Annotated in this window: 12 protein-coding genes; all 12 read right to left on the bottom strand. The window is 44.6% G+C overall.

The annotated features are described in order from the left end of the window. Window positions 1-144: 144 nt before the first annotated feature. The gene (locus AB4371_RS21085) at window positions 145-873 is read right to left on the bottom strand and encodes a GntR family transcriptional regulator (protein ID WP_017060368.1); all 729 of its coding nucleotides are present in this window, start codon (window positions 871-873) and stop codon (window positions 145-147) included. A 377-nt stretch (window positions 874-1250) separates the two neighbouring features. After that, window positions 1251-1445: a hypothetical protein gene (locus AB4371_RS21080; RefSeq protein WP_372150613.1), complete on the bottom strand. Its 195-nt coding sequence runs from the start codon at window positions 1443-1445 to the stop codon at window positions 1251-1253. A 296-nt stretch (window positions 1446-1741) separates the two neighbouring features. After that, the gene (locus AB4371_RS21075) at window positions 1742-3673 is read right to left on the bottom strand and encodes an alpha-amylase family protein (protein ID WP_017060366.1); all 1932 of its coding nucleotides are present in this window, start codon (window positions 3671-3673) and stop codon (window positions 1742-1744) included. Continuing rightward, a complete protein-coding gene (locus tag AB4371_RS21070) occupies window positions 3673-5148 on the bottom strand; it encodes a GH32 C-terminal domain-containing protein (RefSeq protein ID WP_372150612.1) in 1476 nt (491 codons plus the stop codon). The genes AB4371_RS21075 and AB4371_RS21070 overlap by 1 nt, the downstream gene beginning before the upstream one ends. Before the next feature lie 173 nt (window positions 5149-5321). Further along, entirely contained in the window at window positions 5322-6329 is a 1008-nt protein-coding gene (locus AB4371_RS21065; protein ID WP_136982394.1) for an OmpG porin family protein, read from the bottom strand. 166 nt (window positions 6330-6495) lie between these two features. Beyond that, the gene (locus AB4371_RS21060) at window positions 6496-7632 is read right to left on the bottom strand and encodes an ABC transporter ATP-binding protein (RefSeq protein WP_017060362.1); all 1137 of its coding nucleotides are present in this window, start codon (window positions 7630-7632) and stop codon (window positions 6496-6498) included. A 104-nt stretch (window positions 7633-7736) separates the two neighbouring features. After that, window positions 7737-8369 (bottom strand): beta-phosphoglucomutase, encoded by a 633-nt coding sequence (gene pgmB / locus AB4371_RS21055; RefSeq protein WP_017060361.1) that lies wholly within the window; start codon window positions 8367-8369, stop codon window positions 7737-7739. Continuing rightward, window positions 8362-10704, bottom strand: a complete 2343-nt coding sequence (locus AB4371_RS21050; RefSeq protein ID WP_029236448.1) for a glycoside hydrolase family 65 protein — start codon at window positions 10702-10704, stop codon at window positions 8362-8364. The genes pgmB and AB4371_RS21050 overlap by 8 nt, the downstream gene beginning before the upstream one ends. Before the next feature lie 18 nt (window positions 10705-10722). Next, complete coding sequence (locus AB4371_RS21045) at window positions 10723-12138, bottom strand: carbohydrate ABC transporter permease (RefSeq protein WP_017060359.1); 1416 nt, start codon at window positions 12136-12138, stop codon at window positions 10723-10725. Beyond that, window positions 12131-13225, bottom strand: a complete 1095-nt coding sequence (locus AB4371_RS21040) for a carbohydrate ABC transporter permease (RefSeq protein WP_017060358.1) — start codon at window positions 13223-13225, stop codon at window positions 12131-12133. Before AB4371_RS21040 ends, AB4371_RS21045 begins: the two co-directional genes overlap by 8 nt. An 11-nt stretch (window positions 13226-13236) precedes the next feature. Next, window positions 13237-14475 (bottom strand): extracellular solute-binding protein, encoded by a 1239-nt coding sequence (locus AB4371_RS21035; protein WP_136982396.1) that lies wholly within the window; start codon window positions 14473-14475, stop codon window positions 13237-13239. A gap of 294 nt (window positions 14476-14769) precedes the next feature. Next, entirely contained in the window at window positions 14770-15747 is a 978-nt protein-coding gene (locus tag AB4371_RS21030) for a LacI family DNA-binding transcriptional regulator (protein ID WP_017060356.1), read from the bottom strand. Window positions 15748-16090: the final 343 nt, after the last annotated feature.

Genomic DNA, 16090 nt, shown 5'->3' with positions numbered 1-16090 from the left:
ACAAGTTAAATACAGGTTGTGTTTTTCACTGTCGTTTTTTTGTTATTCGTCACACTTGTTATTTATTGGAAATGCATAAGATTGCTTACATTCAAAACCTATAGATAAAAAAATAGCCCACAAAGGTGGGCTATTCGACATTCTCTAAACTCGTGCGGTTATCTCAAACTCATACAAGCTAGATTTATAGTAAACCGTTGAATATTCGTATATCTTCTGCTCTTCATAGTAGTTTTGTGATTGGTTGATCAAGATAGGATCAAGCTCCCCAACATCCAATAACTGCTGAACGGTGGCGTCGGGCAGAGCCGGCAACAGTTTTTGTTGCGTCTTGATCATCTCAATACCGTGACGGCTCAAATATTCGAACTTAGATCCCTTAAGATCTACTTCTGTGAGGTTAGGCAACAGCACTCGAGGGATATAAAACTCTTCAAATGAGACGACTTGTTCGTTCACCAATCGTAAACGACGAGCAAAGTTAACGGGCTCACCAAGCGAAATATTGAGTTTCTGAGCGACAAGCTCATCCGCAGGCAACACCTCAAAGGCATCAACAATATTCGTTGCCTCTAACCCTGCGCCCGCCGCTTCTTGAGCCAAACCAGACATGGAAAGAAAATCGTGACGCAGTTTATTGGATTTAACAAAGCTGCCCTTTCCTTTCTCTGAGAAGATGTAACCGCCATCATTGAGTTGCTGCAATGCTTTACGCACCGTTACACGGCTGACTTTCAGCAGGTCCACAAGCTGATTTTCAGACGGTAGCTTACTGCCCGCAGGATAAGTGCCTTTATCAATCTCGCGCTTTAACTCTCCCGCGACTTGAATGTACAAAGGCTGCAAATTTTTTTGCTCAAATAACTCAGTCATAATTCCATAAAAACTAAGGGGGTTCGGGTCATCTTACTCAAGGTATAAGGGAATACCAAGCCTACAGCTCGAGAGAAAACAATTCTAACCAAAGAAGTGGGCATTATTTGAGGAGGTTTTGGTAAATACCAGAAAGCAAAAAGCCGCTTATAAAAAACGACTTTTAAAGGTGATGCTTGCAACACTTTCTTAAAATTATAACGTGAACCACCTTTCAAACAGTTACAGCGCAATTTGTTAGATCTGGGAGCAGGTACTTGGCAGGAGATCAGCGCCACCACATTATGTAATGACGAATACAGGCTAATCCGAGAGTCCACACTGTAACTAAAATTGGCGTACAAATGGATTCAGATATGTCTTCCACTACACTCAATTTATGAAGATATTCTCGAGGAAGAACGCTGAACATGATATAACGCGCCCCCTTTTGAAAAACACTGTGTCGGTGTCATGTTGCCGATTAGGTTTCCATTAAAATAACACGCCATAATTGGCTCCGCATTTTTAGGAACTCCGGCAGCAGCAGACATAGAAGTTAGGGCAACAGCAAGTGCGATGAGATATTTCATTTGGCTCTCCTAAAGAATCAAGTTCAAGGTGACCTTATATCAGGCGACATTAAAACCTTAGTACATTAAATGGCCACAGACAAAGAAAATATCATTAATTTACAATAATTTATATTTACTCTAAATGAGTTTTTATTAGATTTATTTACGCTATGCTCGATAATTAACGTAAAAAACCCCACGAGTTGGTGGGGCTTCTTATAAGGTGTTTTCGCCGTACCATTACGTAAACTGGCTATCTAGTTGATAACTAAGCAGAGCCTACAAACGAAATGAGCGTAATAAATCACAACAAACTAAGCCTTAGTAATATTGCTTAACCACAACACCTCGTATGCAGGTACTTCAATTGTTGGACCACTAAAGCGTTGGTCAGATAAAACATCAAGACAATCGCGTCCGCCTAACACATCACAAATAGAAGCGGGAAGGTGTTGGGTGACTTCACTGAAGTTACAAATAGCCAACAGTTTTTCACCATTTTCATGAGCACGGTAATAAGCAAACAAATGTGGTCGATAAGTTTCAAGGATCTCCGTTTTCGCTTCACCAAACACTGGATTTTGCTTACGCAATTCCACCATTTGTTTTAAGTCTCGGTTAATACGGTGCTGATAACTGCCAGCTTGCTCAGCAAGCTTAATACTCTCGGCAGTTATTGTTGGGCGGTTTACCCAACGAGTGTCGTCACGTTTGAACTCGTCTTCTAGGTAAGAGTGGTCGTTCAAAATTCCTAACTCATCCCCTTGGTAGATAAGTGGTATACCACCAATGCTCAAGTTAATACTATTTAGTAAACGAATACGTTTAAGTGCAAACTCAATTGCTTGTGAGTCGTCGGCTTCAATCGCTTTTTCCAGGCCAGCTAGAGATGCCAATGAACCACACACACGGCAATCGCCTGTCGTTGGGTTTTCTTGGAACGGCACGCCCTGCGAGAATGAGCCTTCAAATTTACCAGTATAGAACTGATTCAAGAATCGACGGTGTTCGAAACCATTGATGCCTAACTGTTCGGCAACCGAATCATCAAACGTCCAACCGATATCATCGTGACAACGAATATAGTTAACCCATGAGCAAGCATCAGAGATCTCAAAGCTTTTCTTAAGTGATGCCGTGAGCAACTCAGTTTTACGCGTTGCTAGACTTTCCCACATCAACGCCATCATTAGCGGGTTGTAAGAGAGCTGACATTCACCCTTGTCGATATATTGTGCTACTTCGTCAGGGTGCACAATCGCTTCCGATTTAAATAGCACTGCTGGCGCAGCAATCTGCAGGCAGGTATTGAAACACTGAATCAGGGCATGCGCTTTTGGTAGACTCTCACACTGTGTCCATTTCTCTTTCCAGATGAACGCTAGCGCATCAAGGCGCAAACCCTCACAACCAATATTCGCTAGGAATAGCATCTCATCAGTAATTGCGTTAAATACTGCTGGGTTTGAGTAGTTCAGATCCCACTGGAAGCTGTTAAATGTTGTCCAAACGTGCTTTTGGATATCATCAAGATACGTAAAGCTACCACGGCGTACCGTTGGGAAAATCTCGCGACAGGTTTGGTTGTAATCGTCGACATCTTGCTGCTCGGTAAAAAAGTAGTAGAAGTCTTCAAACTCTGGGTTACTCTTACGCGCTTGCTCTGCCCAGTGATGTTCGTATGACGTATGGTTGAATACAAAGTCCAGTACTAGACTAATACCCTCACTCGACAAAGCCTCAGCCAATTGAGCTAAGTCTTTCTCTGTGCCTAGCTTAGGATCAACCTTGCGATAGTCCGACACAGCGTATCCACCATCACTATCCCCTTCTGGTGCTTTGTATAATGGCATTAGGTGAAGATAGTTAATACCTAGGGATTTTAGGTATGGGATCTTTTGTTGCAGCTTGTTCAGATCGCCCGCAAACAGGTCTACATAAACAGCCATACCAAGCATTTTTTCGCTGCGATACCACGTAGGGTTTACTAGACGTTTTTCATCTAGGTTCTTCCACTTTCGCTTACGACCAGCAAAGGACTTAGCGAGGACAACCACCAGCTTTTGTAAGTGAAGGAAGAAGTCATAACGTTCACCATAGAGAGCATGTAGCTTTATAGTCAGTGATGGGAAGTATTGCTCAAGGCGTTCTAAAAATACCTTTTCATCTTTCTTAGTTAGCTTAGGCAGATCAACGGATTCAAGTACTTGATGTAGAGCCTTGTGAGCTTGTTGTTCGGTTAACATTATTTCTCTCCCATTAGGCTGGCTACTTGGACATTGGCTAGATTTAAGCTGCCGCTATCGACACTTAGTGCTACGTTGGCATCGGTATTTTTTGCATAAACAAGATTAGTGAAGCTGAACTCGCCACCATTTATCAGAAGCTCGACCGAGCCTTTATCAATCAACACTTCCACTTGGAATTTGCTATCAACAGGTAACTCGATTCGGTAATCGTGTGGGAAGTGCTTATCAATGTGCGCTTTGCCAAACTGACCGCGACGCACCGAACGCACTTCAATGCCCTTTTCCGAGCGTTTAAATTCAAAGAAAGCTGGCGTATCTTGGTACACGTTCAGGTGCAATGTTTGCTCTGAATCCAACGAACAATCCGCGGTGAACTTCATCGCTTTATGTTGGCTGTAGATACTTACTGCCTGCTCATCATTTGGTAAGATCTCTTGCGCATCAAGGCTTAGCGCTGTGTTTAACTCTTTTACAAAACTCTGGCCTACTCGCAATCCTGCCTTACTTTCGAACAAAAACAGTTCTCGCGGTAGTGCCATTGAACTACGGAAAGCGTTTGTGGGTAGTTCTGATGAATATTGATGATTGCTCATCCATGTACTGACGATGCGACGACCATCTTGTTTTGGGACATCAGAGAACGATTGTGTCGCGTAGTAATCTCGACCAAAATCTAGCCACAGCACAGTCTCAGGGTAATTGTGGTTGGTGAAGGTTTTACCATCAAAATCACCAATAAAGTACTGCGTGCCCGCACCTCCGCAATGTGCGCCTTCACCTATGCCAACCACTAGCACCCAACGAGTTTCGTCGTTACCTTCAATTTGCATCTCAAACAGATCCGGGCATTCCCAAGGACCTTTGCTGTGCGCGCCATGTTGGTAACCAAATTCACTGACCAAGTGCCAATCTAGTAGGTCGGTTGAGCGATAGAACTCAATATGTTGACCACAAGAGACCACCATTACCCAAGCTTGGCTCTCTTCATGCCATGTTACTTTCGGATCGCGAAAGTCGGGGTTGCCACGAGCTGGGATAATCGGTGCACCTTCAGCATACTTCTTCCACGTCATGCCATCCTGGCTATACGCTAAAGACTGTTGTTGAATTGGGTTTTCAACCTGCGTGCCGTCGGCAAGTGTTACCTTAGGCTGAATAAACGAAGTATAGAAAGTGAGTAAACCCGGCTGGCCGTCCTCAAATAACCCAGAGGTATTATGCCAATCGACAATTGCACTGCCGGAGAAGCACATTCCTGACTCATCAGGTAGCAGTGCTGGGCTATTCTCTTGCCAGTGAATGAGATCTTTACTGGTTTTATGTCCCCAGTGCATTGGGCCCCATACTGTGTCATGGGGATAATATTGATAGAACTGGTGATATTGGCCGCTGAAGTAGACCAATCCGTTGGGGTCGTTCATCCAGCCAGATTCAGGAGTCATATGAAGTGAAGGGCGATATTGTTCGCTCATAAGCCGATACCGATGTTGTTAAAAATATGTCTAGGTTCGAATAGACAATAAAAAATGGAGCCTAAGCCTAGGCTCCGAAATGGACCTGTTGCCGCCAAAGCCAGCCCGAAACTAGAAATACTAAAAAGAGTGGTGCTCCCTCCTCCGCTTGAAGGAGAGAAACAAATTTTGAATTAGAAGCTGTAGTTTGCGCCTAAGATAAACAGTGGAATGTAACCATCGAACTCATCGCGTTGCGGGCCGCTAGCGAAGTCAATTTTCTTGTAGCTTGCCTCACCAAACATGCGCCAGTTCTTTGAAAGTGGGTAGTTGGCAGACACACCTAGCTTAGAGTAATCTTCCGTCCACGCATGAGCGCCTGTTGCATCAACACTCTTTTCGAATGAACCAAATTCACCCCACAATGACGCAGAAAGCTTACCGAAGTTATGCCAAATACCTGGTTTGATAATCCACTCAGTCTCAGTTTCTGAGTACCCATCTTTTGCATTCCACTGACCTTCTTGGTAACGAAAGTTCAACCACGCGCCCGTATTGTCATTGATTTTGTAGCCAAAGCCCGGCTCAACTTCCCAGTATGGAAACTCACCGGTGCCACGCTTGTATTCCACGTGGTAAAGCGCGTAACCATGCATACCCAAACGATCTGTCAGTTGGTAAGAGCCAAACACTTTACCGCCCGGAGTCGTGCGCTGATCAATACTCTCACCGGCTAACTTTAAACCCCAACCAATGTTACCTTTTTCATGGTTGTAACTACGGTTAACATAGATTTCTTGGATTGAGTTTACGCCTCGGTTGTAGTCGGCATGCTTCAGGTTGCCATTAAACAACTCTTCACGGCCAGAATAAAAACCAAAGTCCCAACCAGGTAAGTCATCGTGTCGGAAACTACCTTGCGCTATAGTGTATTTCACTTTACCTTCATTAACGCCATCATCTCGAATAATACGCTCGACTTCGATATTACTACCTAGAACTCCATGAAATTTACTTTCCTCTTGCTGAGGGGCATCTAACGCAGTAAGTAGTTCTGCATTAGAGTATTCAGACTTTAACTGCTCAACTGTGGCTGCTAATCTTTCTTCCTTTTTATCATCCTGTTGCGTCTCTTCAGCGAATAGAGCACTGGAAAAAGCTAAAGCTAAGAATACAGAGGAAGCCACTACTGTTTTTTTCATGATTATTACCTTATTATCACTATGTTACTGCCGCTCCGGTGAGGAGCAATTATTGGTACCTGCTACAACAGGCATTAATGTCCACGTTAGCAACGGCTGTAACCGTTGCTAACGCAGTAATTGAAAGCCCGCTCACCCGCGGGCTTTTTTATTATTCTTATCGTTATTAACTTGCTTGCTGCACTTGAGGCGGCAGCGTGATTAGGTCATTGAGCGTATGGCCACGCTCGTATGCCTTACCTTTATTATCAAATAGATGGCATTTTTCAGCAGGGATGCGGATGTTCAAACGCTGGCCCACTTCAACATGAACTGTACCTGGAACGCGCACTAAGACTTCTTGACCGCCACGCACCAGTGTTGTGTAAAGCAGTGATTCAGTGCCAAGGCGCTCAAAACCTTCAACAATAACGCCAACGCCTTGCTCATCTAGGTGGATATCTTCAGGGCGGATGCCAAGTGTCATTAGTGCGCCTTGAGTTGCTCCTTGAGCATTCACTTCCGCTTCAAACTTGTAATCACCCACTTCAACGTGTGCTTTGTCTTCACAAGCAGAAATTAGTGTGGCTGGTAGCAGGTTCATTTTTGGAGAACCAATAAAGCCTGCGACGAACAATGTGTTCGGGAAATAGTAAAGATCTAACGGTGAACCTACTTGCTCAATCGCACCATCACGTAGTACAACGATCTTGTCAGCAAGGGTCATCGCTTCAACCTGATCATGTGTCACGTAAATCACGGTTGATTTCAGCTTTTGATGATACTCCGCTAATTGAAGTCGCATACGAACACGCAATGATGCGTCTAGGTTCGACAGCGGCTCATCAAGAAGAAAAAGCTTAGGGTTGCGGACAATCGCACGACCAATAGCAACACGCTGACGCTGACCACCAGAAAGTTGGCTTGGCTTCTGCTTCATCAAATTTGTCAGCTCAAGCATTTCACCAACATTTTTAACGGCTTTTTTGATTTCGTCTGCACTGAGCTTTTTCGCCAATTTCAGACCAAATGCGATGTTCTCTTCTACCGTCATATGTGGGTAGAGTGCATAGGATTGGAAAACCATACCAATCCCACGGTCCGTAGGAGACAGGTTATTAACAACCTCACCATCTAGGCACATTTCGCCTGAAGAAATATCTTCTAAGCCAGCTACCATACGTAGCATGGTTGATTTACCACAACCTGATGGCCCAACGAAAACCGTAAATTCACCGTCTTCGATTACTAGGTTGGCGTCTTTGATGATGTGCGCACCATCTGGATAAATTTTATTGATGTTCTTCAGTTCTAAGCGTGCCATTGTTCTACCTACGTTATAAATCTTTCGCCTTGTTCGGCGTATTAGGGGCAGGCAAGCTGCCCCTTTGTTATTATGTGTAAAGCTTGCTTTATCAGCGTTTAGCTTTATAGGATTGCAGCAAGTTTCATCTCAGCTGTATCCTCGAAGCGCCATGTTGCATGACCAACGCGCTCATTAGGGCCAATCCCCACTACGCGCATACCTGCTTCTTTGGCTGCATCTACGCCCGCTTCTGCATCTTCAACCACAATACACTCGTCAGCGTTTACACCTACTTGGCCTGCCGCGTGAATAAACACGTCTGGTGCTGGCTTAGAGCGTTGTACTGACCATCCATCACCGATTGCATCAAACAGTGGCGTAAGGCCAAGGCGGTGTAGAATAGGACGCGCATTTTTACTTGCTGACGCCAGTGCTACCTTGATGCCACGTGCATTTAGCTCCAGTAGGAACTGCTCGATGCCCGGTAGTACGTCTTTTGCAGAAATTGTGTTTAGCAGATCAACGTAGTAGTCGTTCTTACGTTTCATTAGGTCTGCAAACTTCTCTTCGCTGATCTCTTTCCCATCTAGGATGATTTTTAGAGAGGCCTCACGAGACACACCACGCAGTTGCTCATTGATTTCACGATCGAAATAGTAACCTTCTTCGTTCGCCATATGCTGCCATGCTTGGTAGTGCAGTTCAGCGGTATCAGTAATTACGCCATCCAGGTCAAAGATAAATGCCTTACACATTGAAAGTAGCCTCTGTTGATTCAATTACACGTGGCTCACCCGCAACTTCGATGTTAAGTGGCTGGCCGTTAAACTCTGGACGAACAATGCTTACTTGAGCACCGTCTACTGTTACTTCCAGACGCTCACCTTTCCAGTAGATTGGGAAGTTAACGCTATCCCACTGTTTAGGTAGGTTCGGGTTAATGCGCAGTTCGCCACCAAGCATGCGTACACCACCGAAACCGTATACAACACACTGCCACATACCACCAATAGACGCTGCGTGGATACCGTGATCCGAGCTCTTCATGTTCTGACCAATGTCGATAGAAGCCGCTTGTTGGAACAGGTCGTAAGACAACTCTGGGTTACCAACATCTGACGCCAGTACAGAGTGAGTTGATAGACTGAGAGAAGAATCGTGTAGCGTTTTCGGCTCGTAGTAGTTCCAATTCGCTAGCTTAGTCTCTAGGTCAAACTTATCTTCCTGTTGTAGGAATAAAACCATTAAATCAGCCTGCTTAGAAACCTGCATCTCGTTCACTTGATCTAGGCTGTAGTCTTGGAACAGACCACCAACGAATGGCTGCTCTTTGTACTTAGTTAGGTCAATGATCTCTTTTTGTAGGTAAGTATCGTCTTGTGGGATGATCTTATCTTCTTCACGCGGTTGCGGTAGGTAGATATCTTCAACACGCTCTAGCCACATCTTACGCGCTTCAACTAGGTTCAACTTGTCAGACAGCTTCGCCAGTAGCTCTGTGTTAGATGCTTCTAGGTCTTCGTAGTAACGAATCGCTAGCTTGATGTTTTCAACGGCCATGTAGTTAGTGAACGCGTTATTGTCGATGTGCTCTTTGTACTCATCAGGACCGATTACGTTACAGATACCCCACATGTTGCGGTCTTCTAGCCACTCTAGGCGACTTGTCCAGAATGTTGCTGTGTCGAACATGATTTCGTAACCCATGTCGTCCATGAACTTCTGGTCACCCGTGATCTGGTAGTACTGCCATAGCGCATAAGTGATGTCACACGTGATGTGCTGCTCGATAAAGCCAGACCAAATCTTGGTCGACTTACCCGTGATGATGTCTACTGCGCCCCATACTGGCGTTACTTCTTCACCTGTAAGTGCAGACTCCCATGGGAACTGAGCACCGATGTAGCCGTTGTCTGCTGCTTTCTTACGTGCGCCGCCCAGTGTTTTGAAGCGGTACTCAAGTAGGCTACGTGCAACTTCTGGCATCGTGTAGATGAAGAACGGAAGCATGAATACTTCTGTATCCCAGAACGAGTGACCTTTGTAACCTTCACCAGATAAACCTTTCGCACCGATACCGAAGCGAGAGTCGTGCATTGGCGTGAAGATGTTTAGTTGGTACTGAGCAAAGCGCGTCGCTAGTTGGTCAAAATCGTTGCCACCGATAGTGATGTTCATGTTGTCCCAACGCTTGTCCCACTCAACTCCGCTGCCTGCTAATAGCTCGTCAAAGCTGCGGTCAGCATTCATTTTTAGGTTAGTTAGTGCGTGGTCACGTAGAGCTTGAAGCTCGTAGCCTTCAACATCGAACTGCTTGTCACGAGAAGTGTGTACAACACCCACTTTCTCAGTGCCAAATGTCTCGCCTGCTTTTAGCTCTTGATGGATGTTCAGCCATACCTTACGGCGGTCCATCTGTAGACCTGGGTCGATCTCAACTTCTGTACCATTTACGAAGTAGCGATGAGACGTTAGGAATACGAAATCAACTTTGCTTTCTGTCGTATGTTGTAGCAGCTCAATGAAGCGCTTGTCGTAGATACGCTTTTCACCTTCGTGGAAGTGCTGAGCGCCAGAGTTAGATAGCTGAGCATCGACACCAGAGCGGATTTCGATTTTCGCATCGCTGTTTACAGCCTTAACTTGAACGTCGAACGCCATTAGATGAAGGTTTGCTTGCGAGATAAAGCGACGGAAGCGCATCTCAAACGTTTTGCCTTCTGTATTTGTCCAAGTGAACTCACGAGTCAGCTCACCATTCTTAACGTTTAGACGACGTGAGTAGTTGCTTACTTCGCCAGACTCCAGATGGAAACGACGGCCATCAATGAACATCTCAATTGAACTCATGTCTGCAGCATTTGGAAGCTCGGTTACTTCCTCTTCATCGAACTTGTTATAAGTACCTGCGATGAATAGGTTACGCACTTGGCCTACATACTTTTCTTCCGTGGCACTACGGGCACCCATGTAGCCGTTACCTTGGCTCATTACCACTTCACATTTACCTTGAAGTGCTGAATCAAATGCCGTCTCTTCAACGATCCAATTTTTTAGTTCGCCTTGACCAGCGGTGTAGTTCATAAACATCTTAAATATCCCCGAGGATTAACCTTTAACAGCGGAAGAAATATCGTTACCAACGAAGTAACGTTGAAAAACCATAAATACAATAAGTACTGGAATTGTCGACAGGAACGCGCCTGCAAGAATCAGGTTCCAGTCACCTGCTACGCCATAGGCGTTACGTAAACTTAATAGACCAACAGGAAGCGTGAATGCATCCGCAGGGCTGTTTATCACCACAAGTGGCCAGAAGAAGTCATTCCAGGCCCCTTGAAAGCCAAGGATGGTTACAGACAAAATGGCTGGTTTAGCCAATGGCATAAATACTTTCCAAAGAATCACTAACGGGCTAGCACCGTCGACGATTGCCGCTTCTTCCAGTTCTTTGGGAATGTTTTCAAAGAACTGCTTCATGATGAGTACTTGACCGGATGCCACCACCGCAGTGATGACCGCCCAAGGTGTGTTTAACAACCCAATATCTTTGTAAATTAAGTAGTTAGAAATAAACGTCACCTGTGCTGGAATCATCATACTGAACAACATGAAAGCGAATACAGCACGTGCACCAGTGAACTTCAATCGTGCTAATGCATAGCCTGCGGTGCACGCGAGGAACAGAGTCAAAATCACCTTACCAATCGCGATAAAGAACGAGTTGATGGTCCAGCTCATGAACAAGCTCTTACCTGTATCCAAACTCACAGACTCTGTGTAAACACGAACGTAAGACTTGAATACATAGCCGATCACACCCGGTGTTGCGTTATCCCATGCAGCGACTCGACCACGACGCTCCATCTTGCTTGGTGCCAGGGTGCTATCAATCAACACTTGTCCACGAGGTGATTCTACGGTTAGTGGAAGCGTCGCAATTTCAGGACCGTTTCCTTGGTAAAGAATGTTAAATTCCCAAGTTTGGCTTTGGCCTTGCTTTGTGATCTCGTTACGACCACGCCTTTCGACATAGGTGACATCATCACTTGAAGCAACCAGACGAGGTTCGCTAACCACTGCATAATCAGAAGCAAAATCTGTCACCGTTGCTGCTGCCATGCCAGTACCTGGACGGCGACGTGGAACTTCAATGGTCGGTACCTGAAACTCTTTGCCCTGTTCAACAGCGTAAGTGACTGTAAAGTTGACCGTCGCTCCCGGAGCAAAACCACCAAACATAGGTGCGTTGTTACCTTCTTGACCCAGTTGGTATGCTGCCCCCCAGTTACTAGGTTGAACCTGTGCAAAGTTAAATTTGAATGGTTGCTCAAGTGGGTCGTCTTTTAAACTCGCTAAAAAGGCGACAACGAAAGTACCTAACATTACTGTTGCGACCAGAATCAGTGCACTGTATACCCACGCCACTTTCGCCCAGCGGCGTCGTTCTTGAAATTTCGCTACCTGTTCCATAGATGCCACAGGAACCGCATCATCTTTTGAAGTCATAGTGTGACTAGCCATCTGCCTTCTCCTTTATTCCAAAGATTTTCTGCAGATAAACTACTGCCAATGTAATGAATGCCAATATCAATGCCGCTGCGCTCGCCATACCGATTTGTGGCGTGCCACCCGGTGGAAATGCGTTGTGGTAAACGTAGTACGCCATAGTAATACGTGACTCGAGAGGTGCAGCTGAACCCAGCAGAGCAACTTGGTCAAACATCTGTAGCGTACCGATGATCGAGAAGGTCACGACAACGAATGTCACAGGAGCCAATTGAGGAATCGTAATATTCCAGTGTTGTTGCCACTTGTTAGCCCCATCAATGTGCGCGGCTTCATATAGCTCACCAGATATGCCTTGCAAGCCCGCCAAAAAGAGCAACATGAAGGTTGGAATCGTGGTATAGATATTCTGAATCACGATAGCCCAGAGTGTTAATGGCATTGGACCAACATGGTCACGCGTGTTCAGCCAGTTAACCTCAACCACATCTTTCGTGACTTCAATCCACCCCATTGCACTTGCAATAAAGGTTGCGATGCCCGCCACAATCACAGAGAGAATTGCCCATGCCGGGTCGAACCAGCCAACAGGCAGTCCTTTAATACGGTCTTTGGTAACCAAAACAAATTGAGATGCCACCGCTATCAGCACGAAACAACTGATGTGCGGATAGTGATTCACTACGTCCGTAACAAAGCCGTTTAGGTAACCGTTTTTTTGGTAGAACCAAATGAAGATTAACGTTACCGCAGCACTAGAAAGAATGCTTGGTAAGTAAAAAGCCGTTCTAAAGAAGCTTTTCGCACGAATCTTTGAGTTAACTAGAATCGCTAAGCCTAGTGCTAATACCGTTTGAACACAGGTTACGATGAGAGAGAACCAAATCGTATTTGCCAATGACAGTAAGAACAAGTCGTCGGAAAGCAACGCCTTGAAGTTAGCTAAGCCAACCCAAACAGCGTCACTGAACAGATCGTACTCAGTAAAACTAAAGTAAACTGTACGAACCAATGCATACAGAAAGAACACCACTAAAGTCAGTACAAATGGCCCTGCCAAGAGCCATCCGTAAACTTGTTGGCGTAAACGTAAAGAGTTCATCGTTCGCCCTACTACTTAGCCGTCAATACATCGTATTTTGCTTGTGCCATTTTGAGCGCTTCTTTTTGCGTCATTTGACCAAGCAGTACAGAGTTCAAGGCTTCATTGATCGGAGTCATCCAAGCCGTGCCGTAATCACCAAACGCAAATGGTTCAACGTTACCTTCTAGAGCACCTTTAAATACTTGTTTCGCCAACTCACTTTCTGAATCTTCAACTTCAAAGAATTTAGCGTCACTTAGAGATTTGCGGCTAGGTAGTGCAAGGCCAGAGTCCAATACCCACTCTTGCGCTTTTTGACTAGTAAGGATCTGAACGGCTTTTTGAGTTGCTTCTACGTTTTTGCCGTCTGCATTTACGCCCCATGCAACAGTAAATAGAAGATTGCCGCGCTTACCGGTTTTCGGATCGGTTGGCATTAGTGTTGTGCCGTAAGGAAGGTTTGGCGCTTTGTCGCGTAAGTAACCACTGATCCAGTTACCTTCAAGCGCTACAGCCGTTTCTTCTGTACCAAAACAACCACCACCCCAGCCCTGACCTAAGTCTGTTGCCAAAATGCCAACTTCATCTTCTGATACAAGGCCCGTGTAAAAATTGAATGCACGCTCGAAGTTCTCATCCAGTACGGTTTTGCCTTCTTCATTGAAAGGTTTCCAGCCTGTCGCAAGTGCGAATGGAGCAAAACGCGCGTAATCAGGCATAACACAGATACCTGATACTTCATCACCTAGCTCATCTTTCACCGCGATCAGTTTTTTACGTAAATCTTCCCAAGAATCGCTATTTGTTGGGTAATCAACGCCTGCATCATCGAAAATATCTTTGTTATATTGCAGCGCGATCGTATTGAAATCCTTAGCAATTCCATACTGTTTACCATTTGACGTAAACGCGCTATTTAGGCTTGGAATGACTGCAGAGCTCACATTAGCGAGTGAATCACTGTTTGCTGCTACCTTGCCAGAATTAACGAGGGTATTAGCAAAAACCACGTCAACGTAGAATGCGTCAGGTGCAGTACCAGCCGATAAAGAGTTGGTTATAAACTGAGAGAAGTCACCTTCTACCGCTTGGTATTTAACGCTTAGCCCCGATTTTGCAAAATCGTCAGCTAATACTTCTTTGACCAAGTTATTCAATACAACGACATCATTACCACCCCAGCCAGCAATAGTAATTTCTGTTTTTTCAGTTGCGGTTGCAGACAGGCTTGCAGCAAGTAGGGATGCTGCCAATATTGTTTTTTTCATGTTGCCCTCAGTTCATTAATTTCAAAATCTGAGGGTATTATGCACACTTAACGTAAACGCTTACGCTATTCCGGTCACATTTTCGTTCTTGTTAAGTTACAGTAATCAATTTTAGTGATCTTGCTCTTATTTTGGCCAGACATTGGGCTTCTCCAACAGAAAAAACTATAAAAAAGCCTCTATTTTCTTAATCTCATAACTTAACACATCGCAATAACGTAAAGTTTTCTTTATTGAATAAAAAATGGGTATACCTTTCGATATACCCATGTTAATAAAATTAATATTGTTGGTTTACGTCGATTGCCCGAGCTTCAGAGTTATAGGAACTACAGCTCCTACTGGCTGCTCTCCTAACATAGCAAGCTCAAGCATAGAAGCTGCCTTGGCTGCTATTTTGTCCGTATCTTGAACAATTGTAGTCAGCATTTTTGAAATTCCCGGTAAACCATCATAACCAACGACAGAAAAGTCTTCCGGTATCTTGTAGCCTCGATCCTTTAACGCAGCAATGACCCCCAAAGCCGTCTCATCACTCTCACAAACAAACCCTTGGTGGCGCTCGAGTTGTTGCTTATCCATAGAAACAAAGTAACGATATGCGGCAATCTCTCCCAGTGGATCATGCCCAGTGCGCAATTCACGTATAGGTAGCGCATTACTCGCCATGACCGACATATAACCTTGATGACGAAACTGATAACCATCACCATAAGTTGTTGGTGTTACGAAACAAATGTCGCTTAACCCTTTATCAACTAGGTGTTGCGTCGCTTCCCGACCACCGTTGAAATCATCAGGAGCAACCCAGAAGGACCCTTCGCTCATACCAATACATACGAATGGCAAACCCAGTTCTTTACAGGTTTCAACACGTGGGTCATTGGTAGTCATACCAAGTAAAATCGCACCACCAACTTGCTGTAAGTCAACTTCCCCAAAGCTCACAGGTAACAAGTTACGACCAGAGTTACGAATTGCAGCTGATAGTGAAGGCCAAAGCATTCCCAAATAACGAGAAGCGTAGAAGTCTATCGGCCCAAGAGATATAGCAATGGTATTTTTATGATTTCCCATTAACTCTCGCGCAGATGTACTCGGCACGTAACCCAAATCCTTACAGATATCTAAAATTCGTTTACGTGTTTTCTCGCTGATACCAGGTTTATTATTCAAAGCTCGACTAACCGAAGCTATTGATACACCCGCGATTTTTGCGGCTTCATGTATAGTTGTTTTCTTTAAGTCAGTCTCTGTTTTAGATTCGCTCACATTAACACCTTCACCACCTACGTAAACTTTACGTTCATTATGTCCTTATTAGCATAGCTTTCAAGTAAAAAAACGTAAACAGAGACTATCTCTTGAGCACCATCACGGAATAACAATGATAAAGTATAGTTATATCAATTACCTAGCTTCGTAAATGACAATAGTTTGAACTTTAACTCTAAATATTAGTTTATGAATAACTTAAATATCTAAAGCCCCTTAGCTCAAAAAAACAAACTGATTTAATTTGGTTGTATTGATGGAAAACCGTCAACGTCACTCAAGAGCAACAACACTCAATGCTCTCAATAAACTAAAGCTACCTCATAGACAGAACCTTAAG

Origin of the sequence: Vibrio sp. 10N.261.51.A3 (assembly GCF_041471965.1) — a bacterium.
Classification (GTDB): domain Bacteria; phylum Pseudomonadota; class Gammaproteobacteria; order Enterobacterales; family Vibrionaceae; genus Vibrio; species Vibrio crassostreae_C.
The sequence above is the reverse complement of the archived record's forward strand: the minus strand, read 5'-3'. Positions and strand labels throughout refer to the sequence as shown.

Coding starts and splice junctions, on each gene's coding strand:
- AB4371_RS21045 (WP_017060359.1), bottom strand. CDS start 12,138: ATGGCTAGTCACACTATGACTTCAAAAGATGATGCGGTTCCTGTGGCA.
- AB4371_RS21085 (WP_017060368.1), bottom strand. CDS start 873: ATGACTGAGTTATTTGAGCAAAAAAATTTGCAGCCTTTGTACATTCAA.
- AB4371_RS21060 (WP_017060362.1), bottom strand. CDS start 7,632: ATGGCACGCTTAGAACTGAAGAACATCAATAAAATTTATCCAGATGGT.
- AB4371_RS21075 (WP_017060366.1), bottom strand. CDS start 3,673: ATGTTAACCGAACAACAAGCTCACAAGGCTCTACATCAAGTACTTGAA.
- AB4371_RS21080 (WP_372150613.1), bottom strand. CDS start 1,445: ATGAAATATCTCATCGCACTTGCTGTTGCCCTAACTTCTATGTCTGCT.
- AB4371_RS21050 (WP_029236448.1), bottom strand. CDS start 10,704: ATGTTTATGAACTACACCGCTGGTCAAGGCGAACTAAAAAATTGGATC.
- AB4371_RS21065 (WP_136982394.1), bottom strand. CDS start 6,329: ATGAAAAAAACAGTAGTGGCTTCCTCTGTATTCTTAGCTTTAGCTTTT.
- pgmB (WP_017060361.1), bottom strand. CDS start 8,369: ATGTGTAAGGCATTTATCTTTGACCTGGATGGCGTAATTACTGATACC.
- AB4371_RS21035 (WP_136982396.1), bottom strand. CDS start 14,475: ATGAAAAAAACAATATTGGCAGCATCCCTACTTGCTGCAAGCCTGTCT.
- AB4371_RS21070 (WP_372150612.1), bottom strand. CDS start 5,148: ATGAGCGAACAATATCGCCCTTCACTTCATATGACTCCTGAATCTGGC.
- AB4371_RS21040 (WP_017060358.1), bottom strand. CDS start 13,225: ATGAACTCTTTACGTTTACGCCAACAAGTTTACGGATGGCTCTTGGCA.